The organism is Aureisphaera galaxeae, assembly GCF_028561275.1.
GTDB lineage: Bacteria > Bacteroidota > Bacteroidia > Flavobacteriales > Flavobacteriaceae > Aureisphaera > Aureisphaera galaxeae.
Window position 1 is genome coordinate 809,538 of the sequence record NZ_JAQQTF010000002.1, and the last position, 20,794, is coordinate 830,331.

Sequence of the window (20,794 nt, forward strand, 5' to 3'; positions counted from 1 at the left end):
TTGAAGAAAAAACCAATGTGGAAAATGGAGGTACAGATGCAGAAGAAGATGAAAATTAACACTTTAATAAAATGATTTAACTTTGGAGGGATGGAAAAAAAATACACATTTACATCCCTCCTTTTTTTTGGATTCCTTCTTTTTTTTTCGGGATGTAATTCGAAAAAGACAACTTCATCACCATTCTCCTCAGATCAATTAGATAGTCTTAATGAGCATTATGAGTTCTGTTTGAACAACTTGGATGCGTTAGGAAATGCGGAAGAAGCAATAGATGTTTTTATTGCAAAATGCGATAGCCTTCGAATAGATTCGTTGCTCTTCAGGGGATATATGCTTAAAACACGCCTTCTAGGTAGGCATAAGAAATATGAACGGGCAATAGAAGCAACTTTCGAACTACTTGAAAGGGCTAAGAATAGGGGTGATAGTGGTTATATGGGGAAGGCATATAATAAATTAGGGATATATCACTCAAGAACCCATGACTATCTTGCAGCATTTAATTTTTACAACACTTCTTTTAAAATACATAGAAATATAGGAGATAGCAGTTTCGCCAGTAAAAGACTATTTTCTATGGCCGATACTCAAAGAATTTTGGGTGATTATGTTGGGAGTAATGTCACTGCGGTTGATGGGTTACGGTATTCGCCGAAAGGCACAGCGGTAAAAATCCGTTCTGTACTTTACCATACCATAGCGGTATCCTATCGAGAAATAAAAAACTACAATGAGGCCCTTTTTTGGAATCAAAAATCCCTTTCGTTCATTAAAGACACAAACTTTATAAAAGAAGTAGGAGCGAAAAATGCTATTACTTTCAAAAACACCAAAGCTAATATTCTTGCAGACCTTAGAGAATATGAAGAAGCTATTGTTATTTTAAAAACTCTACTGAATGACCCTGTGGTTGTTAAAGACTCATTGGAATATGCTAGGATTTTGAGCAACTTAGGAAAAATAAAGTGGCTATATAATTCGGGTAATACCGAAACCGAAGGGATGCTTTTAGAAGCCTTGGCAATAAGGCAAAAGAAAAAAAGCCCTGTAGGGCTTGTGGCTAGTAACATTCATCTGTCCAAGTATTATACCGATTTAGATGCTGTGCAAGCCATTCATTATGCTCAGGAGGCACGCAAAGAGAGTAAACGACTAAGGAACCCCTTATCCGCTCTAGAAGCATTGGATATTATAACGACGATAGATTCCACAGCACTAGAAGCTTACAAAGAATATAAAAGACTAAATGAGTCATTGGAAATCTCGAAGAAAAGTATGAGGCAAATCTACGCGCCCACTCGGTTTGAAAATGAATCCTTAGCAAAGGAAAATCTAGAAAAAGAGAAGCAGGTAGAAAAAGCAAAAAGCGAAAAGAAGTGGCTCCTATTGTTTTTTGTACTCGCCCTCATTGCAGGTTCCATTTATATAGTTCAGAGAAATAGACTGCAAAAATCGAAACAAATTGCAGAAAAAATACTTGCCTCCTACGAAGCCGAAGGAAGGATGTCCAAAGAAGTCCACGACAGCATTGCCAATAACATTTATCTCATTAAATTACTATTGGCGGAGTCTAACGACAAAGAAAAGATCATGAGTAAACTGAAACATGTGTATGATAAGGCTCGGAATATATCGAGGGATAGTAGCGATATTGATTTTGAAAGTTATGAAAACGAACTCTCTGAACTTATAACAAACTATAATACTGAAAGCACACATGTATTTATTAAGGGAGAACGGGATATACAGTGGAAGGACTACCATAAAGTTACCAAGATAGTTATCTATAGACTACTACAGGAGCTCATGACCAACATGCAAAAACATAGTGAGTCTAACTTGGTAAGTGTAGTTTTTAGAAGTAAGGAAAAGGGGATAGAAATTGTTTACACGGATAATGGTCTGGGTCTTCCCAAAAGTGGTGTCCACAACAGGAACGGAATAAAGATTATGGAAAACCGTATAAAAGCCATTGGAGGAAACCTTAGTTTTGATCTGACAAGGGAAAATGGCCTCAAGGCCATAATCACGGTGTGATCCTGCACCAAAACGTATTTCAATCCAAAAACAATAGAGCGGATGTTCAATAGAGTTTTAGTTGTAGAAGATATTGAAATTGCGAATTACGGCATAATTAAGACGCTAGTAGACAACAAAATAGTTTCAGAAAATTCCATTGTTCATACACCCTATTGTGATAAGGCAATGGCTGAAGTGGCGGGGGCATTAAAAGAGAAGAATCCATTCGACCTCATGATCACCGACTTGTCCTTCGATAGAAACTACAGGGATGAAAGAATCCCTTCTGGAAAAGAGCTTATTGATAAAGTTCGGGGAATTCAACCGAAAATTAAAATTATCGTTTATTCCATCGAGGACAAAGCAATAAAAGTTAAGTCCCTGTTTTCAAAACAAAAAATAAATGGTTTTGTGTCTAAAGATGGTTATGATTCCCGAGAGCTTTTGGATGCTATTACTCAAGTACATGAAGGGAAAACTTATACATCATCCCATTTAAGCAATATTTTGGACAGGAAAAACTTGATAGAGTTAAATGAGTTCAATACGAAATTGGTAAAAAAATTGGCCAGTGGTTACTCTCAAAAAGAAGTAGCGCAGCACTTCAAGTTAGAAAACATCACCCCCAATAGTGTGAGTATTATTGAGAAACGTTTGGAAAAACTTAAGGATGATTTTAATGCCAAAAGCACTACCCATTTAATAGTTATCCTTAAGGATTTTGGGTTGATATAATTATGGAACAACATTCTAATTTGCTGAGAACCCTTTTTTCACTAGTATTCCCCCCCACCCCAATGTCATACATCAAGCAATAGTGACGCTTTACGTAATCAAACTCCTACAATTAAATAGAATTCAATAACTTTACCGCAACCCCGTGATCCTCAATTTGTATTGTTGCGTAAACATTACACCATAAAATCCCTAGCATATGGCTTGGCTCTTGGTTTTTGGGCCCTTGCCCTGCTCTCCTGTACCCAAGAAAATAAGTCGAATGGGGAAGGGGAAGAGATCAAGGCTGCTGATCTGCAATACTATTTGGATATAGGGATAAAAGCCCGCGAAAACGGAAGATACATACAAGCCCTGGAGCATTTAGAAATGGGGATGCAATACGCCGAATCCTCTGTGGATCGCAAAATCTACTGGGACCTACTTACCAATATCGCCTACGTACATCGAGACATAGGCAATACCCAAGAAGGGCGTAAAAATTTCAAAAAGGCGCTGCATTATGCCGATACCGATGCCCAGGCCCTGATCACCTACAGTAAGCTGTCCAGTCTGTATAGCTATCCGAAGGAAGCCGACTCCGCAAGATACTATATTGACAAAGCACTTTCTCTTTGTGGATCGGGAACTACCGATAAAAACTGTATGCTTGCCTATAATCACTTGGCTTGGGATTACATTCAAAGGGGGCAGTATGAAAAGGGGCTCGAGGTATTCGAAAGTCGTATCGATATCGAACAATTAAAAGGCGACAGTAGTTCAAGTACAGAATATCTAGGAGCCGTATGTACCCTTGGGGAACTATATCTTAATCTGGAGCAATACGATAAGGCCACTAGCTATTTTACTACTGCACTTACCGGGTTTGAAAAGCATAACAATCTATCCGGAACACTCGCTGCCAAGAAAGGACTGGCCGATACCTATGAAAGAACAGGGGAATTAACCGAAAGCATTAGGGAGCTTAAAGAAATAGAGCGTTTAACAGAACAACGGAATACGCTGCAGCTTCAAAAGGAAGTTGCTAAGCTAGAGGCTGAGAAACTTCTGGAAAACAAAGATGCCGAAATAGACAGTCTGGCACTGGAAACTCAGGAAATTGAGGAATCTATGGATAAAGTGAGGTTGTTCAGCAGTATTCTTGGTGTTTGTGTTATTCTATTTCTTGCCTTTTTCCTGTATAACGGGTACAAAAACAAGATCATATTACACCGACTCAATGAATCGCTTAGTTTAAATCGGTTGAAAGCGTTGCAGTCCATCATGAATCCACATTTCCTATTCAACTCCTTCAGCACGCTTCAGAATTTTATTTTGAAGAAAGAACACATTAAGGCCAATGAGTATATGACCGAACTATCCAGCCTCATTAGAGAGGTATTGTCCAGTTCCGATAGTATCTTTCATAGTTTTAAGAAAGAAGTTCAAATACTTAAATCGTACATTGCTTTGGAGCAAGGTCGGTTCTATGGAAGGTTTGAAGTACAATACGATATTGATGAATCCCTTTTCGAACTAAATCCCACCATCCCCTCTATGATTATACAGCCATATCTGGAGAACGCCATTATCCATGGCTTTTCCCATACAGAAAAAGAAGCAAAATTGACGCTATCTTTAAAGAAGGAGGGCAAGCAGATCTTGTGTAAGGTAATCGATAATGGCATTGGGAGGAAAGAGGCAGAAAAGCTGAAAAAAGGAAGCAAGGCGTCGGGACATTTATCCATAGCCACCCGCAATACGGACGAAAGATTGGCTATATTGAACCAGTTTAACGATTATAAGGCTTCTGTAAATATTATAGATTTATATAACGAAGTAGGAATCTCGGAAGGGACCGAAGTTCAAATTATATTACCAATTTCATAGCATTACATGACAAAAAACCTTACCTGCATTATAATCGATGATGAGAAGAAAGACCGTGAAAACATGCGGCTTCTCCTAGAATCCTATTGCCCCCAAGTGACTATTATTGGCGAGGCCGAGGATCGGACTTCCATCCATAAGGTCTTGTCCGAGAATAAGCCAGATGTCGTCTTTATGGACATTCAATTGGGCGCCATTTCCATTTTCGATGTGCTTAATGAACTGGACCAAATAGATTTCAAAATCATTTTTGTCACCGCTTTCGATGAATACGCCATTAAGGGATACCAATATGACGCAATCGATTATCTATTGAAGCCCGTAGATCCCAAGCGTCTTATAAAAGTGGTAGATAAGGTGAAAAACCTACTGGAAAATACGCCTGCGAAGGAAGATATCTTGGCCGATTTCAAATCCTTTTATTCTAAAGTGATGGAAGGGCCCAAAATTTCCATTACCGACTCCAAAGGAGTGCATGTGGTGAATGTTTCGGATATACTGTATTGCACCAGTGATGGGAATTACACGACCTTCCTCATGGCCGATGAAAAGGAAATCATCATCTCCAAAAACCTAAAGTACTTCGAAGAAAAGCTGAGTGAGTACAACTTCATAAGGATTCATAAATCATACCTTGTCAATATCGATAAGATTAGCTTTATTATTAAAGAACATGGAGGTTCGGTAGTAATGAAAAACGGGAAGTCCCTGCCCATTTCCAGAAACAGCAAGAGTCAGTTGTACGAGAAAATGAATATTCTGTAAGACCTTGAATACTTAAAAGGGATCCCATAGGGCAAGGGCAATGACTCCTTCTTATGGTTGAATACTATAACCTATCACTAAAAACCAAAAAGAATAGTATTCACTGAATAAGTTCTTGGTTGCTTATTGGTACAGGATCCCTAACTATTTGATAAAAGGCACTTATTAGCCTAATTTTAGAAGTCTCAAATTATCGATTTCCATACGTATTTGTCCTTCGTTCCTACAACGATAGTGCACGTTACTACATCGGAAGAACATTTTTCACGATTCTTGGGAATTTTGTACAGATAGGGTAAGATGGATTATATAAAAAAGGCTTCCGTTTAAGGAAACCTTTTTTTGAATAAAGCGGATATGCATTTTAATGTTATACCGGCTCGGCCGTCTTGCTTTTGTTTTCAGCAATTTTTTCGATTAAGTCGGGGACTTTTTCGAAAATAGCTGCCAATCCGCGTGTCTTACCTGCTGCAAGGAAGGAAATCTCTTCCCCTCGGGTAACCAAAAAGCCAATGGGTTCTATCCCAACACCGGCGCCTGCGCCCATTCCTTGTCCCGATTCAGTTTTGGATTTCGTTCCTTCGCCTCCTCCGGAACCAAAGCCCATTCCTACTTTAATTACGGGGACACATTTAAACTCTCCTAGGTCAAAAGGTCCGCCGACCACCGTTTCTGTCTTTGCTTCAGACTTTATAAAACTGGTGATTTTTTCCATTAATTCTTCAAAGGGTAATTCCATAATTAGTGTGTTTTAAAGGTTTATAAATGATGTAATAATTGCTATGGGCCGATTGCTAACCCGTAGCATGAATTGATTGCGGCCTTCAAAATTGATATTGAAAGAACCGCGTGTAAGGTTCAGCAAACCAATGACCGGATATAATTTTGCATTCAGGACATTATCGCCGGTATCCAGATCCAAAAACAACTTCTTTACCTTAAAGGTTCGTATCACCCGACGAATTGCGGACCATTTCATGGCTCTTTTTCGAGTGTGTTTTTTCTTTTTTTTATCGGCTTGAATCTCCTTTCTTTTGGATTTTTTTTGCCGTAAGGGATAGAAGTAAAAGGTGTAAAAAGGAACTCGGAGTTTAATTCTAAGCACGTCTCTTTCATCGCCCTCTATATTGGCTTTCGCCAAGCCTTTTAACTGGAGATAATATGTATTTGCTTCGGTGTCAATATGGAGTATAATGGGTATGAAAAGCAAATAAATCACCAAAAGGAGGATGCCCCCAAAAAGTATATACCAGAACATAGGTTTGTTTTGGGCAAAGGACGTTAACCTAATGGTTTAACACAATGATTTTGATCATGTTAAGTGCTTTTTTTGAAGAAAAATTTTCTTCAAAAAATGGAAGTCATTGATCCTAAAACAGGTGTAAAATAAACTCCATGAAGTTTTCTTTTCTGCCAATTGAAACTTTTATAAGGTCTGTAGTGACACTTTCAATATCTTCGCAAAAAAATACCCTATGATCAAAGCTGTTTTATTCGATATGGATGGTGTCATCATTGACACAGAACCCTTGCACCGAAAAGCGTATTTCAAGATGTTCGAGGAAGTTGGGATCCAAGTATCGGAGGCATTGTATACCAGTTTTACTGGGATGGCCACATTTCCCATTTGTGAAAGACTTTGCAAGGAGTATGAATTAAACCATGAGCCCAAAGAACTGGTGCGCATGAAACGGGTGCATTTTAAAGAGTTGTTTCAAACGGATACCAGCTTACAGTTAATTCCTGGGGTATTGTCCCTTATTCAAGAGTATGTGGCTAATGGACTTACATTGGTGGTCGCCTCTTCCGCTTCCATGGAAAACATCAATCGGGTGTTCGATCGATTCGATTTAAATCAATACTTCAAGGCGAAGGTAAGTGGGGCCGATTTAAAACAGTCCAAACCACATCCAGAGATTTTTGAAAAGGCCGCTATGCTCGCTGAGACGGCGAAAGAGTCATGTATGGTGATCGAAGATGCGACCAATGGAATAAAAGCAGCAAAGGCAGCTGGAATCTATTGTGTGGCGTACCGAAGTAAACATTCTACATCGCAGGACTATTCCCTAGCCGATAAGGTGATCGACTCCTACGAAGAAATCGCTTTTGCCAGATTGTAGATAAAAAAAGAACGTCCCAAAATCTTGAAGGTATTCAAGATCTGGGACGAAGTCTTTAATTATTTAGTATGGACGGTATAGAAGAAGGCTTATTCGTCCAGCCTTGCTTTCAATACGGCATATTTAGAATCCTGTCCTATAACACTGTAGATGTTCAACAATGTTTTAATCACATCCATATTTTTAGGCTGTAATTTTACAATACTCTCTAAATAGGGAAGTGCTTCATTATACAAATTGAAGCGTTCCATCTTCAATTCTTCATAACGCTTGTCATCTGCGGGAGTCATGCCCAAGTTGTTCATTTCATCCAAAATAGCCGATTCCTTTTCTAAAATTAAGAGGGATAGATTTATTTTGGCATTCACATGGTTGGGATCCAACTCCAATGTCTTTTTGTAATATTCTTTGGCCTTTACCGGATCGCCCCCTTGTGTACTAGAGACACCTAAATTATAATATAGGTTCGGGTCTTTCGGCGATTCGGCAATGAGCTTATCATTGATTTTATTGTACTTATCCATAGCGCCCAATTGACGGTACATATGATACGCTTGATTTAATAGCTTTTTATCGTTTGGATGTTTGGCCAATGCTCTATCTATAGCCAATACTGCCGCACTTTCTTGCTTCACCTGCACTGCTGAGGTAGTTAAACCTCTCAATAGCTCAGGCACTTTAGAGCTGGATCGTACAACTTCGGGGTTTTTGTGCGTACCCTGTTCTACCGCTTGATTTCTGTAATAAGAGGATTTGAAAGCCTCTTTTCCTTTGGTTTTAATATTGGTAGCTACGTAACGTACGTTAGAATCGGTGAAACCAATTTCAACAAGGCGCTTATAGCTTCTAAAAGCATCTTCATAGTTTTTGTTCAGTAGGTTGCTTTTAGCCGCATTATATAAAAGAATGGTATCCTTCGTAGATAGGTAGGCAAGATTATAAAGCGTAGCTGCATCGGCGTAATTTTTCTTTTTGAATTCGCCGTCTGCCGCTCGGGCCGACATATTGTTCAATTTCGCCTTAATGTTGGCAATTCTACCTCTAAGGGTTCCGTTCAAAGTATACGTTTGGGCACGTTCAATAGAGTTCGAGATGGACTCCATTCGGGCCAAATCCATGTCCCTGTTGGCAAGCTTCATTTCTGCTTCCACAACATAGAAATGTGCACGTGTTTCACTATCGGCAGCAGCAAAAATTTGTTTTGCTTGCTCCAAATAACCAAAGGCTTCTCCTAATCTGCCAGCATTCACGGCCTGTTCAGCTTTTTTGATTTCTTGTTTTTGAGCCTGAAGTGTAGTGACTGCTAATAGCATTACAGCCATAAGAGTAGTTGTTTTCATGCGCGTGGGTTTTGTAGGTTAGTTCTAATTTTTCAGTTCTCTCTTTGTTTTGGTATCACCAGTTATCGCTCTATTTCCCTACAGAATTTCAGGAGTCGGGGGCAAAATCTTATCCTTTTCAACCCATCAAAAAAATGTTAATTTTTTCTTAAAATCCGTACTGAAATGAGCAATCGATAAGGGGTTGATGGCTAGCAATTTAAAAAAAAATTTGTAAGAAATAAGAAAAAATTGGCATTAATTTTTCACTTTTTATGCATTTCATCGATCATTCGTTCTTTATGTCGATAATTTTAGTTCTTTTTGTAGGATAAGCTAAAAGTTGTAATTCTTTGAAATTACAAGGGTTTTGGGGGAATTCGAAGTTTCACAGATACCTTCGGAAATTCTACATTTTTCCTCTTTTCGATCCTCTGGATTTTGATCTACATCAAAGGAATATTTAAAGGGGTTGAGTACGTTTGAAACCGAAATTCAAAAGAAATTGTCCTGTACGGCATAATTTTAAATTCTCGATAATGGAAAATTTTTCCTTGAGTTCCATTTTTAAACGCTATAAATGGAAGGTATCGTTCACTTTTTTATTGTTGGTTTTGGAGAATGTTTCCAAAGTGTTGCAACCGTTCGTTTTGGGGGTGGCTATTAACGATCTCATCACGGCTAAATATGAAGGCCTTGTGCATTTTTGTATTCTGTATGCAATAGGGTTTCTGTTCGGAGTTATCCGTCGTTATTACGATACTAGGGCTTATACCTCTATCTATACCCAAGTAGCTTCAGAAATCACGGAGAAGCAAAACGCAAAGGACGTAGAGGTCTCTGCAATCGCAGCGAGGAGTTCCTTGGTAAAGGAATTGGTCGATTTCTTTGAGCATGACGTAACACAGGCCTTTACCGCGACTCTTGGCGTAGTAGGGGCATTGGTCATGCTGGCTCTTTTCGATGGTTGGATCTTTTTTGGTTGTGTCGCAGCGATTCTAATCATCATGATCATTTACTTGCTCAGTACAGGCCATATCTATGGTTATCATAAGGGCTTGAATGATGAGTTGGAACACCGGATCAATGTATTGGAAGCGAGAGATCAAAAGGGGATTTTCAATCATTTTAAAAGTATTTCAAGATGGTTGGTAAAGCTTTCCGATTTAGAAACCCTGAATTTTGGACTTATTGAAATTGTATTATTCGCCCTAGCGATCTTTGCCCTCTATGTGTCTGCCAGTGCCATAGGCGCAACGGCCGGAAGCATTTTTTCCATCCTAACCTATGTGCTGGAATTCTCCAATGGAGTGTTCATGCTACCCATTATTTTTCAACAAGTAATTCGCCTTAAGGAAATCAGTTCTCGGCTTAAGAACATCTAAGGGTAAGGGAATTTCTGTGGTGAAGTAAAAGGTTTTTGAAGAATAGGAATTATGGTACCTTTGCCCAAAATCCATTGTATGCCGCACAAAGCAGGTTTTGTAAACATTATCGGAAATCCCAATGTGGGGAAAAGCACCCTTATGAATGCCTTTGTTGGGGAACGATTGTCCATCATAACCTCCAAAGCACAAACCACCCGTCATCGTATTTTGGGAATTGTGAATGGAGAGGACTTTCAAGTGGTGTTGAGTGATACGCCTGGAATTATTAAACCGGCCTATCAGCTTCAGGAGAGCATGATGGATTTTGTAAAATCCGCCTTCGAAGATGCCGATGTACTCCTTTATTTGGTTGAATTGGGCGAGAAGGATTTAAAGGACGAAGCATTCTTCAAAAAAATCACAAATGCCAACATTCCCGTACTGTTACTCATCAATAAGATTGATACAGGGGATGAACAACGATTAGTGGCAGCGGTAGAGCTCTGGCAGGAAAAAGTGCCCAATGCCGAAGTGTTTGCCATATCGGCCCTCGAAAATTTTGGAGTATCCCAAGTGTTTCAACGAATCCTGGAATTGCTCCCAGAATCACCTCCATTCTACCCCAAGGATCAATTAACCGACAAGCCCGAACGCTTTTTTGTGAATGAAACCATACGTGAAAAAATCCTCCTGCATTACAAAAAGGAGGTTCCCTATTCCGTTGAAATTGATACCGAAGAGTTTCACGAAGATGAGAAGATCATCCGTATCCGTTCTGTGATTATGGTTGAGCGCGATACACAAAAAGGAATCATTATTGGTCATAAGGGGAGTGCTTTAAAGCGTGTTGGGGTAGAAGCCCGAAAGGATTTGGAAAAATTTTTCGGTAAGCAAATCCATTTAGAACTCTATGTGAAGGTAAATAAGAACTGGCGCAGTAATGAAAAACAGCTACGTCGCTTTGGGTACAATAACAACTAGTTTCTCAAAACTCCTTTCATGAATTGGTAGAGCTCCAGCATTTCATCATGCCCGGTAGCTTTTCCCATTCTTCCCGCGAAGTACAAAACGAACCACAAAAGTACCAGCAGAGCCATAACGGTAAGTTGTACGGCATAAGGCGCCCCCAACGAAATCTGAGTGTAGACCCATATTCCCATACCAATAAATAATGTGGCGACCAAAAAGTGGATAAACATAAAGAGTGTCCATACACTGGGTTTGGGTCCGAAAAGTCCGTGTAATGTACAGTGATTATCTTCGAAACTGATAATTTCTATATCCAATTGAGGGGACCAGAAATGCTGTTTCTCTTTGGGAATTTTAATGAATACATGATCATCGACACAATGGACAATATATGCGTCCGTGTGTTCCTTAGCTTCAGCAAACCATGATAATGCCTGTTCTTTGGGATACTCCAATTCAATTTTAAAGCGGGGTCGTAGCGCTATTTCCTGGGCTATTTCTTTCGGTGGTTTCATTTTTTCAATGTAAGGAGCGAAGGGGCGGCCGAAAATGACAACCGTCACTTTTCCCAATATTTTAGGTGAAAAGGAGTGTAGCTATCGCGGAAATAGTATTTTTGCAGTCAATTATTGCATTATGAGTATTGTAGCCATTGTAGGAAGACCCAATGTGGGAAAGTCCACCTTTTTTAATCGCCTTATCCAGCGGCGCGAAGCCATTGTAGATTCGGTGAGTGGGGTGACCCGTGACCGGCATTATGGAAAGAGCGATTGGAACGGAAAGGAATTTTCTGTGATCGATACGGGAGGGTATGTAGTAGGTAGCGACGATATTTTCGAAGCAGAGATCGACAAGCAGGTAGAACTCGCCATCGATGAAGCCGATGCCATCATCTTCATGGTCGATGTAGAAACCGGAGTGACTGGAATGGACGAAGAGGTAGCACAATTATTACGAAAGAGCAAAAAGCCTTTTTTCTTGGCCGTAAACAAGGTAGATAGTGCCAACCGCCAGAATGATGCTGTAGAGTTCTATTCCTTGGGAGTAGAGAAGTATTATACCATTTCCAGTATTAATGGAAGTGGGAGCGGGGAATTGTTGGACGATTTGGTGAAGGTGTTGCCCGAGGAACAACCAAAAGAAGAGGAAGAATTACCAAGATTTGCCGTGGTGGGTAGGCCCAATGCGGGGAAATCATCTTTCATCAATGCTTTAATTGGGGAAGATCGTTTTGTGGTGACCGATATAGCAGGTACTACAAGAGATAGTATCGATACCCGATATAACCGTTTTGGGTTCGAATTCAATTTGGTAGATACCGCTGGGATTCGAAGAAAAAGCAAGGTGAAAGAAGACCTAGAATTCTATTCGGTAATGCGAAGTGTTCGAGCTATTGAACACTGCGATGTAGTAATTTTGGTGTTCGATGCTACTCGCGGATTCGATGGACAGGTACAGAATATCTTCTGGTTGGCCCAACGCAACAATAAAGGGATTGTAATTTTGGCGAATAAGTGGGACTTGGTAGAGAAAGAGACCCATACCGTAAAGGAATACGAAGCCATGATTAAAAAGCAATGCGAGCCCTTTACCGATATTCCCATTGTATTCATGTCTGCGCTTACCAAACAACGAATTTACAAAGCGATAGAAACTGCTGTAGATGTACATAAGCGAAGAAGCAACAAGATAAAGACGTCTTTGCTAAACGATACCATGCTGCCCATTATTCAGGCAACACCACCGCCTGCTTATAAAGGGAAGTATGTGAAGATAAAGTTCTGTACGCAGTTGCCTACGCCGCATCCTTGTTTCGCATTCTTTTGTAATCTTCCGCAGTACCTTAAAGATCCATATAAGCGCTTTATTGAAAATCAGTTACGCGAACATTTCGATTATACAGGAGTTCCGCTTACCATTTACTTTAGAAAGAAGTAGCCGATGGGTTCACATAGGGTAATTTGCGTTTCACGAGTACAAACTGTTACATTTAGGTTATAAATCCCGTCTATTATAGTAATTGACAAGGAGTACGTTTAGATTCTCCGTATCTTTCTATAGTTGTTATGAAAAGATGGGTGCTCATTATATGCGTTCTTATGGGAGTGCAGGCTGTTTCCCAGATCACCGTAGACGAGAGTTATACAACTCAGGAAATGGTGGAAGATATCCTTATAAACAGCCCTTGCGCAGAGGTTTCCTTTTTTTCTTCGAGTACCGGGACCGATTTTAATGAAGTAAACGGCATAGGTGTATTTACAGGCAATGGATCGGGCTTCCCTTTCGATTCGGGAGTGATCTTAAGTACGGGTGATGTACTGAAGGCGCGCGGCCCCAATGATAGCATCCCCAATAGCGATGGAACGATAGCTTGGCGGGGCGATCTGGATTTGGAAGATATTACCAATGTGAGGGAAACCAGCAATGCCTCTTCCATAGAATTCCATTTTATTCCATTGTCCAATCGCATTAGTTTCGATTTCATTTTAGCCTCCGAGGAATACAACCAAAGCTTCGAATGCAATTTTTCCGACACTTTCGCATTTATACTGACCCGCCTCGATACTGGGGAAAGTCGAAATCTGGCGGTCTTGCCTGGAACAAGTACACCCATTACGGTGACCAACATTCACCCCTTGGTGGAAGCCACACCCAATACCAATGGATGCCCAGCTAGAAATGAAAATTTCTTCGACACCTATAACTTTCCGCCGTTTCGGCCTAGGGATGAGTCCCCCACCGATTTTGGAGGGCAAACGGTTGTCTTAACAGCTAGGGGCAATGTAATAAGCGGTGAAGAATATGTAATAAAATTGGTCATTGCCGATTCTAGGGATACGCTGGTCGATACAGCGGTGTTCATTGGGGGAAATACCTTTAATATAGGAATAGAGTTAGGGGAAGATCTTACCTTGGAAAATGGAAACGCTCCTTGCGAAGGGGATAAAGGGGTTGAAATTGGAGTAGAGCCTGATAGTTTGATCAGTTTTCAATGGTTTTTAGAGAATCCCAATACGGGAACGTTCGAGATCATTCCTGGGGCTACTTCCAGTACCTTTTTTGCCACTCAGGAAGGAACCTATCGGTTGCGGGGATCGCTCAGCTCTGGGTGTGTGATAGAAGATGATATCTTGGTCGAATTCGGCCCAATTCCCGTAGCAGGCCCTCCACTGGAGTATGTGCTGTGCAATATTGAAAATAACGATGTTCCTGTCCTTTTCGATCTCACCAATCCCGATATTATTGCACAGATTTTAGATGGACAGGATCCGTCCATTTTTGTCGTTACTTTCTATGAAACCCTAGCCGATGCGCAAGCAGCGGAGAATCCACTTCCCGACCTGTATGAAAACAGCTCGAATCCCCAGACGATTTACGTGCGCATCGCAGCGGGAAATACCAATTGTTTCGATATCACTACCCTTCAATTGGAAGTAAGAACCATTCCTTTTGTGTCTTTGGAAGAACTCTACCGCATTTGTGTGGATGCAGAAGGTGCTGTTATTTCTGAAGAAGAAGGGGAACCTTCGCCCACACTTATAGAAACAGGCTTGGGATCTGGCAATTTTCAGTTTCAATGGTTTCTGAATGGACAGTTACTAGAAAATGAGACCGGTTCCAGTATTTCTCCTGAAGAGGAAGGCATTTACAGTGTTACTATAAGTGATTTGGTGAATGAATGTTCGGCCTCGCTAGAAACTAGGGTAGTGGCTGCTTCCCCTCCTTTTACCTATACGGCTGAGGTAACGAACGACTTTTTTGCTGAAACGACCAATATCGAAGCCGCTGCCGAAGGATTGGGTATCTATGTTTTCCGTTTGGATGACGGGCCTTTTCAGGAAAACGGATTGTTCGAGAATGTTGCTTCGGGAAGTCACACCCTACTCATTAAAGATGCAACGGGTTGTGGAAGTGTCTTGATTCCCTTGCTCATTGTCGATTATCCAAAACTACTAACGCCCAATCAGGATGGATACCATGATCGATGGAATATTTTCGATCTGGCCGAGATCGATCCTGATGCCCGTGTGTATATTTTTGACCGCTTCGGAAAATTATTGAAAGAATTACGAGCCAATTCCCGCGGATGGGACGGAACCTTCCACGGCAATCCACTTCCTTCGAGCGACTATTGGTTTCGGGTAGATTATACCGAAGAGGGAGTAGGAAAAACGTTCCGTGGGCATTTTACACTGAAACGATAGAAGGAAGTCATATTTCAAAAAAATATGGGTATTTAAACTTCTATTATTGGAATATTTCCTAAATTTGGAATAATTCCAATAAACTATGTCTAATCGTACCATCCTCCATCTCGATCTGGACACTTTTTTTGTCTCCTGCGAACGCCTTCTAGACAGCCGTCTGGTGGGACGTCCCGTCATTGTTGGTGGTACAGGGGATCGTGGTGTAGTGAGTGCGGCAAGTTATGAAGCTAGAGTGTACGGTGTGCATTCAGGGATGCCCATGCGTATGGCCCGAGATCTCTGTCCTATGGGAACGTATATTCGGGGGAATGCCGGTACCTATACCAAGTTTTCGAAAATGGTGACAGAGATTCTTCAGGAAGAAGTTCCTGTGCTCGAAAAGTCTTCCGTAGATGAGTTTTATGCCGATCTAAGCGGGATGGACCGTTTTTTTGGTTGCTACAAATTTTCCAGCGAGTTGCGAAAGCGAATCATCAAAGAGACAGGCTTGCCCATTTCCTTTGGGCTTTCAGAAAATAAGACGGTTTCCAAAGTAGCTACCAACGAAGCCAAACCCAACAACCAGCTTAAGATCGATACGGGTTACGAAAAACCCTTTTTGGCCCCGCTTTCTGTAAAGAAAATACCCATGGTAGGCGAGAAGACCTTTCGTACGTTCTGCAATTTGGGGGTAAAGCGTATTGCAACCGTTCAGGAAATGCCCTTGGAAATGATGTTATCGGTTTTTGGAAAAAATGGAAGGATCATCTGGCAACGCGCCAACGGCATTGACGCCACTCCCATTATTCCTTACCACGAACGCAAGTCCATTTCGAGCGAGCGTACCTATGGAAAGGATACCACAGATATTACCAAGATAAAGACGACCATCATTGCGATGGCCGAAAATTTAGCCTTTCAATTGCGAAGGGGCGAAAAGCTTACTTCCTGTGTTACCGTTAAGATTCGGTATTCCGATTTTCAAACCTATTCCAAACAGGCGAAGATTTCATATACCTCTGCAGACCATAATCTCATTCCCAAGGTGATGGAGCTCTTCGATAAACTGTACAATAGGAGGTTGCTCATTCGTTTGGTGGGAGTGCGTTACAGCAGTCTTACGGCTGGAAATTATCAGATCGACCTTTTCGAGGATACCAAGAAGACGGTAAATCTTTATCAAGCAATGGATACCATACGCCTTCGCTATGGTGATCGAAGCATCATGCGAGCTGCTACTTTGGGAGAAGGCGCCCGAACCGTGGGCAATTTTACGAATCCATTCAATGGGGAACCTCCCATTGTCCTTGCACACAGAACCCAGTAATGTACTTGAACAATCACACATATTACAGCATGCGGTATGGGGCCCTTTCGGAAGACGAGCTGTTGTCCCTGGCCCAACAATGCGGATGCAAAAAAATACCTATTACTGATATAAATAATACCTCCGCCTGCCTCAATTTTGTTCGTAGGTCATCCGAGTTCGATATCAAGCCTGTCGTAGGGGTAGACTTTAGGAATGGGGCCGAGCAACTATTTGTGGCCTTGGCAAAGAACAATGAAGGTTTTTTAGAGATCAATAATTTCCTTTCCCATCATTTGCATAACGATGAGGACATTCCGCCAGAGGCTCCTCCTTTTGAGAATGTAATAGTCATCTATCCTTTCGAAAAAGTACTGCTGTTGGAAAAAACGAAGTTTGCCAAGCATGAATATATCGGGATTCACGAACGGGAACTGAACAAGCTTCGCTTTTCGAGTTTATCGAAATACCGAGATCGTTTGGTAGCCTTGCATACGGTAAGTTTTCGGGGCAAACGGGATTACAACATTCATCGATTGCTCAGGGCTATAGACAACAATACCCTGCTCAGCAAATTATCTGAAGAGGAGCAAGGGGATAAGAATGACAGCATGATTCCCCTACACGATTTTGAAGCCCTCTTTTCCGAACATTCTTATATCATTGAAAATACCCGAAAAGTACTTTCTGAATGCAGTATTACATTCAATTTTTCCCGGGATCAGAAACCGCAAAACCTTTTGGCTTTTACAGGCTGTATGAAGCAGGATTTCGAACTATTGAATGAACTCTGCCAGAAGGGCCTTCCATATCGATATCCCGATGTAGATGATGAGATTTTGAAACGATTAAAAAAAGAACTTGATCTCATAAAAAAGAAAGGCTTCGTTTCCTTTTTTCTCATCAATTGGCGCATTGTACAGTATGCCAAAGAGAATGGTTATTACCATGTAGGCCGAGGGAGTGGGGCCAATAGTATTGTCGCCTATTTGCTCGAGATTACCGATGTAGACCCTATTGAGCTCGACCTGTATTTTGAACGTTTTATGAACCTGTACCGTTCGACCCCACCCGATTTCGACATCGATTTTTCCACCTGGGATCGGGAAGATGTAACTCGTTTTATTTTCGAATTTTTTGGAGGCAAAGGACAGGTAGCATTGTTGGGGGCCTATGTGTCCTTTAAGCACAGTGGGGCAGTGCGGGAATTGGGAAAGGTCTTCGGATTGCCCAAGGAAGAGATCGATAAGTTGAGTAGTGGTAAGTTTAAGGTAAGCAAGCTGGATGATCTGTCGAAGTTGGTGCTAAAGTATGCCAAGCTGTTTCACGGTCGTCCCAATTATATAAGTATTCATGCGGCAGGCATCCTTATTTCGGAAAAGCCCATCCATTATTTTTCGGCTACGAATCTACCGCCCAAAGGATTTCCCACGGTACAGTTCGATATGCACATTGCGGAAGATGTGGGGTTGTATAAGTTCGACATTTTGGGGCAGCGGGGTTTGGGGAAGATCAAAGATGCTTTGACCATTATTAAGGAGAACCATCCTGGGGTGCAATTGCTCGACATTCATAACGCAAAACCCCTGTTCAAAGATGAAAACATCAACAATATGATTGCTCAGGCGGAGTGTATTGGTTGTTTCTATGTAGAATCCCCAGCCATGCGAATGCTTCTGAAAAAGATAGGTGTGAACGATTATCTAACCTTGGTAGCTGCGAGTTCCATTATTAGACCTGGTGTGGCCAAGAGCGGAATGATGCGGGAATATATCCTTCGGCATAAAAATCCGGAGCGCAGAAAACAGGCACATCCCGTGCTTTGGGATCTTATGGAAGATACCTACGGAGTTATGGTATATCAGGAAGACGTGATTAAAGTAGCACACCATTATGCCGATCTAACCCTTGGGGAAGCTGATGTGTTACGAAGGGGAATGAGTGGAAAGTATCGATCCCGAGAGGAGTTTCAGGCCGTACGGCAAAAGTTCATCGATAATTGCCGGAAGAAGGGGGAAGACGATGCCATGATTTTCGATGTGTGGCGACAGATCGAAAGTTTTGCGGGCTACGCCTTTGCAAAGGGGCATTCGGCTTCCTATGCGGTAGAGAGCTATCAGAGTTTGTACCTTAAGTGTTACTATCCATTGGAATATATGGTAGCGACCCTCAATAATGGAGGTGGGTTTTATCGGGTAGAAACCTATGTACACGAAGCCCGTCGATATGGAGGAACCATCCACGCACCCTGCATTAATAGAAGTGAGATCCAAACCGTGATCTACGGAAAGGAGATCTATTTGGGGTTTCAACATCTGAAGGGTTTAGAAAAAGGGACCATGGTAAAAATTATCAATGCTAGGGATGGCGGCACTTTTGCTTCCCTTGACGATTTTATTGAAAGGGTTCCCATGAGTATTGAACAGATGGATGTTTTGATACGTATCGATGCATTGAGGAGTTTGGGAAAGGACAAGCGAAGCTTTTTGTGGGAAGCCTATATGAAAGAAAACAAATCCTTGATAGATGAAGCCCAACAGCGCATGTTCCGGCTATCGGGACGTGAATTTGCATTGCCCAATTTCGAAATTACCCATCTTGAAAATGCTTTCGAACAAATGGAACTCATCGGGTTTCCCTTATATGATCCGTTTATTTTATTGGAAGAGCCGCCAAAAAATGAATTAACAACTAGAGAATTGCCCAAATTCCTGAACAAAACGGTTGTGATCTATGGGTACTTGGTAACGATAAAAAATACGAGTACGTCTAAAGGGGCACGAATGAATTTTGGGACGTTTTTGGATCAGGAAGGAAATTGGATCGACACAGTACATTTTCCCCCTGTGGCGAAGAAATATCCTTTTCGTGGAAAGGGCATATATAGGATTACAGGAAAGGTAGTAGAAGAGTTTGATTTTCTTACGATCGAAGCTTCAAAATTGGAACGGATGAACTATATCCCCGATCCGCGATTCGACACTTCTTTTGATGGAAAGCCTACGAAAGGCCCCAGTCTTTTATTACCAGAAGCTCTTTGAGTTTGGGCATTAAAAAAGTCCATCCCTGTTGAAAAGAATGGACTTTCGCTAAGCAGTCGTTTGTTCCTTACATAGGCGCAAATATTCCGGCTCCCATAAAAAACGGACCTATGGGATTAGGAACCCTGAATCTACCATTTACGGTATAGATATATACCGCACCAGTTCTTCTGTCTGTATAGGATGCCACATAGCGGGTTTTTCCATTAATTAAATCGACGGTTCCAACGAGATCGCGGTCCTTTAAGTCTGGAGCACCGTCGGCATCGTTCGGATACCAATTGTTCGTGGCGCATTGAAAGGATGCTATTTTGGTAACATCTCCATCTATGAATTTTACGCTAGTGATAGGGATATCCGTAGTGGTAAAATCGAAATTCACCTTTCCTCCATTTTGAGTGAAAGAAATCGTAACAAACCGTACTTTGCTGTTGGCTTTGTCCAATTCACCGTCAATGGTCACAATTTCATATTGCGCTTTGAATACAGTGGGACCGTCATACTGAGCAGCATGGCCTTTGGCACTCTTTACTTTTTCTTTGCTAGCAGTTTTACCCATGTCATTTACGCCGGCACGGGCACTGCTTTTGGAATTTGCATTTACAAGAACTTCTCCTTTTACCAAGATGGGTACAACCAACATAGCTGTAAATTTTAGCGTAAATACGGCTACTTTGCCTCGATCCCCACCTATGGCTTCCACGGTGACATCGATCGTGAATTCTTGTGCCCCGGTTTTGTTAAGGTCTATCGTTACTTCTTGCATGGCCGCTCCAAAGTCACTGAACTTGTCTTGCTCCACAATCTTTACCGTAAAGGGTACTTTGAATTCATTTTGTTCGTCGGTAAGTGCTTTAAGCACGGTTCTGTTGAGATCGCTCAAGGTATCCCCATTGGCGATTCTCTTTTTGAAATTAGTATCGGTAAAAGGCCCAGGTATAATACTGAAGGTAAGATCTCTTCCTATGTTGTCCCCCTTATAGGCGATACTGTCTAACGTTATTTTTACTCGCTTTTCCATTGTTACTTATTATGTATAGTAATGCTTACTCTGCTCGGTTTTCAGCCTCCCCGTTTTTGAGCTCATCTATACA

Annotated in this window: 16 protein-coding genes; 11 read left to right on the forward strand and 5 right to left on the reverse strand. The window is 41.4% G+C overall.

Annotation, left to right across the window (positions count from 1 at the left end):
* Nucleotides 1–90 precede the first annotated feature (90 nt).
* From POV27_RS03530 to POV27_RS03545, 4 genes are all read left to right on the forward strand, one after another.
* Nucleotides 91–2,040 carry a tetratricopeptide repeat-containing sensor histidine kinase gene (locus POV27_RS03530; RefSeq protein ID WP_272861345.1) on the forward strand — a complete coding sequence of 650 codons (1,950 nt, stop codon included), beginning with the start codon at nucleotides 91–93 and terminating at the stop codon, nucleotides 2,038–2,040.
* A gap of 42 nt (nucleotides 2,041–2,082) precedes the next feature.
* A complete protein-coding gene (locus POV27_RS03535) occupies nucleotides 2,083–2,757 on the forward strand; it encodes a DNA-binding response regulator (RefSeq protein WP_272861346.1) in 675 nt (224 codons plus the stop codon).
* Nucleotides 2,758–2,922: 165 nt separating this feature from the next.
* On the forward strand, nucleotides 2,923–4,626 hold the full coding sequence (locus POV27_RS03540; protein WP_272861347.1) for a tetratricopeptide repeat-containing sensor histidine kinase: 1,704 nt from the start codon (nucleotides 2,923–2,925) through the stop codon (nucleotides 4,624–4,626).
* Between the two features lie 6 nt (nucleotides 4,627–4,632).
* On the forward strand, nucleotides 4,633–5,391 hold the full coding sequence (locus tag POV27_RS03545; protein ID WP_272861348.1) for a LytR/AlgR family response regulator transcription factor: 759 nt from the start codon (nucleotides 4,633–4,635) through the stop codon (nucleotides 5,389–5,391).
* 370 nt (nucleotides 5,392–5,761) lie between these two features.
* Here POV27_RS03545 and POV27_RS03550 read toward each other — a convergent pair whose 3' ends face one another.
* Nucleotides 5,762–6,130, reverse strand: coding sequence for a GerW family sporulation protein (locus POV27_RS03550; RefSeq protein ID WP_272861349.1), 369 nt, complete (start codon nucleotides 6,128–6,130; stop codon nucleotides 5,762–5,764).
* A gap of 12 nt (nucleotides 6,131–6,142) precedes the next feature.
* Nucleotides 6,143–6,649 carry a hypothetical protein gene (locus POV27_RS03555; protein ID WP_272861350.1) on the reverse strand — a complete coding sequence of 169 codons (507 nt, stop codon included), beginning with the start codon at nucleotides 6,647–6,649 and terminating at the stop codon, nucleotides 6,143–6,145.
* 217 nt (nucleotides 6,650–6,866) lie between these two features.
* Between POV27_RS03555 and POV27_RS03560 the strand changes: the two genes are divergently transcribed.
* A complete protein-coding gene (locus POV27_RS03560) occupies nucleotides 6,867–7,511 on the forward strand; it encodes an HAD family hydrolase (protein WP_272861351.1) in 645 nt (214 codons plus the stop codon).
* An 89-nt stretch (nucleotides 7,512–7,600) separates the two neighbouring features.
* On the opposite strand, the gene POV27_RS03565 is transcribed toward POV27_RS03560, so the two are convergent.
* Complete coding sequence (locus POV27_RS03565; protein ID WP_272861352.1) at nucleotides 7,601–8,851, reverse strand: tetratricopeptide repeat protein; 1,251 nt, start codon at nucleotides 8,849–8,851, stop codon at nucleotides 7,601–7,603.
* A gap of 518 nt (nucleotides 8,852–9,369) precedes the next feature.
* On the opposite strand from POV27_RS03565, the gene POV27_RS03570 reads away from it, so the two are divergent.
* Together POV27_RS03570 and era are read left to right on the forward strand one after the other, a co-directional pair.
* Nucleotides 9,370–10,215: an ABC transporter six-transmembrane domain-containing protein gene (locus POV27_RS03570; protein WP_272861353.1), complete on the forward strand. Its 846-nt coding sequence runs from the start codon at nucleotides 9,370–9,372 to the stop codon at nucleotides 10,213–10,215.
* A 78-nt stretch (nucleotides 10,216–10,293) separates the two neighbouring features.
* Complete coding sequence (era, locus tag POV27_RS03575; RefSeq protein WP_272861354.1) at nucleotides 10,294–11,178, forward strand: GTPase Era; 885 nt, start codon at nucleotides 10,294–10,296, stop codon at nucleotides 11,176–11,178.
* Here era and POV27_RS03580 read toward each other — a convergent pair.
* Nucleotides 11,175–11,681 (reverse strand): GTP-binding protein, encoded by a 507-nt coding sequence (locus POV27_RS03580; RefSeq protein ID WP_272861355.1) that lies wholly within the window; start codon nucleotides 11,679–11,681, stop codon nucleotides 11,175–11,177. The two genes, era and POV27_RS03580, sit on opposite strands and share 4 nt — an antisense overlap.
* 118 nt (nucleotides 11,682–11,799) lie before the next feature.
* Between POV27_RS03580 and der the strand changes: the two genes are divergently transcribed.
* The 4 genes from der (at nucleotide 11,800) to POV27_RS03600 (ending at nucleotide 19,700) form a co-directional block, all read left to right on the forward strand.
* Entirely contained in the window at nucleotides 11,800–13,104 is a 1,305-nt protein-coding gene (gene der / locus POV27_RS03585) for a ribosome biogenesis GTPase Der (protein WP_272861596.1), read from the forward strand.
* A gap of 128 nt (nucleotides 13,105–13,232) precedes the next feature.
* Nucleotides 13,233–15,371 (forward strand): T9SS type B sorting domain-containing protein, encoded by a 2,139-nt coding sequence (locus tag POV27_RS03590; RefSeq protein ID WP_272861356.1) that lies wholly within the window; start codon nucleotides 13,233–13,235, stop codon nucleotides 15,369–15,371.
* An 85-nt stretch (nucleotides 15,372–15,456) separates the two neighbouring features.
* Nucleotides 15,457–16,680, forward strand: a complete 1,224-nt coding sequence (gene dinB, locus POV27_RS03595) for a DNA polymerase IV (RefSeq protein ID WP_272861357.1) — start codon at nucleotides 15,457–15,459, stop codon at nucleotides 16,678–16,680.
* Complete coding sequence (locus POV27_RS03600) at nucleotides 16,680–19,700, forward strand: DNA polymerase III subunit alpha (RefSeq protein WP_272861358.1); 3,021 nt, start codon at nucleotides 16,680–16,682, stop codon at nucleotides 19,698–19,700. The genes dinB and POV27_RS03600 overlap by 1 nt, the downstream gene beginning before the upstream one ends.
* A 67-nt stretch (nucleotides 19,701–19,767) precedes the next feature.
* On the opposite strand, the gene POV27_RS03605 is transcribed toward POV27_RS03600, so the two are convergent.
* On the reverse strand, nucleotides 19,768–20,721 hold the full coding sequence (locus POV27_RS03605) for a hypothetical protein (RefSeq protein WP_272861359.1): 954 nt from the start codon (nucleotides 20,719–20,721) through the stop codon (nucleotides 19,768–19,770).
* Between the last annotated feature and the right edge of the window lie 73 nt (nucleotides 20,722–20,794).

Excerpts from the sequence above, each read along its gene's own strand:
- POV27_RS03530 (WP_272861345.1), top strand. The coding sequence starts at position 91 with ATGGAAAAAAAATACACATTTACATCCCTCCTTTTTTTTGGATTCCTT.
- POV27_RS03535 (WP_272861346.1), top strand. The coding sequence starts at position 2,083 with ATGTTCAATAGAGTTTTAGTTGTAGAAGATATTGAAATTGCGAATTAC.
- POV27_RS03545 (WP_272861348.1), top strand. The coding sequence starts at position 4,633 with ATGACAAAAAACCTTACCTGCATTATAATCGATGATGAGAAGAAAGAC.
- POV27_RS03550 (WP_272861349.1), bottom strand. The coding sequence starts at position 6,130 with ATGGAATTACCCTTTGAAGAATTAATGGAAAAAATCACCAGTTTTATA.
- POV27_RS03555 (WP_272861350.1), bottom strand. The coding sequence starts at position 6,649 with ATGTTCTGGTATATACTTTTTGGGGGCATCCTCCTTTTGGTGATTTAT.
- POV27_RS03560 (WP_272861351.1), top strand. The coding sequence starts at position 6,867 with ATGATCAAAGCTGTTTTATTCGATATGGATGGTGTCATCATTGACACA.
- POV27_RS03565 (WP_272861352.1), bottom strand. The coding sequence starts at position 8,851 with ATGAAAACAACTACTCTTATGGCTGTAATGCTATTAGCAGTCACTACA.
- POV27_RS03570 (WP_272861353.1), top strand. The coding sequence starts at position 9,370 with ATGGAAAATTTTTCCTTGAGTTCCATTTTTAAACGCTATAAATGGAAG.
- era (WP_272861354.1), top strand. The coding sequence starts at position 10,294 with ATGCCGCACAAAGCAGGTTTTGTAAACATTATCGGAAATCCCAATGTG.
- POV27_RS03580 (WP_272861355.1), bottom strand. The coding sequence starts at position 11,681 with ATGAAACCACCGAAAGAAATAGCCCAGGAAATAGCGCTACGACCCCGC.
- POV27_RS03590 (WP_272861356.1), top strand. The coding sequence starts at position 13,233 with ATGAAAAGATGGGTGCTCATTATATGCGTTCTTATGGGAGTGCAGGCT.
- dinB (WP_272861357.1), top strand. The coding sequence starts at position 15,457 with ATGTCTAATCGTACCATCCTCCATCTCGATCTGGACACTTTTTTTGTC.
- POV27_RS03600 (WP_272861358.1), top strand. The coding sequence starts at position 16,680 with ATGTACTTGAACAATCACACATATTACAGCATGCGGTATGGGGCCCTT.
- POV27_RS03605 (WP_272861359.1), bottom strand. The coding sequence starts at position 20,721 with ATGGAAAAGCGAGTAAAAATAACGTTAGACAGTATCGCCTATAAGGGG.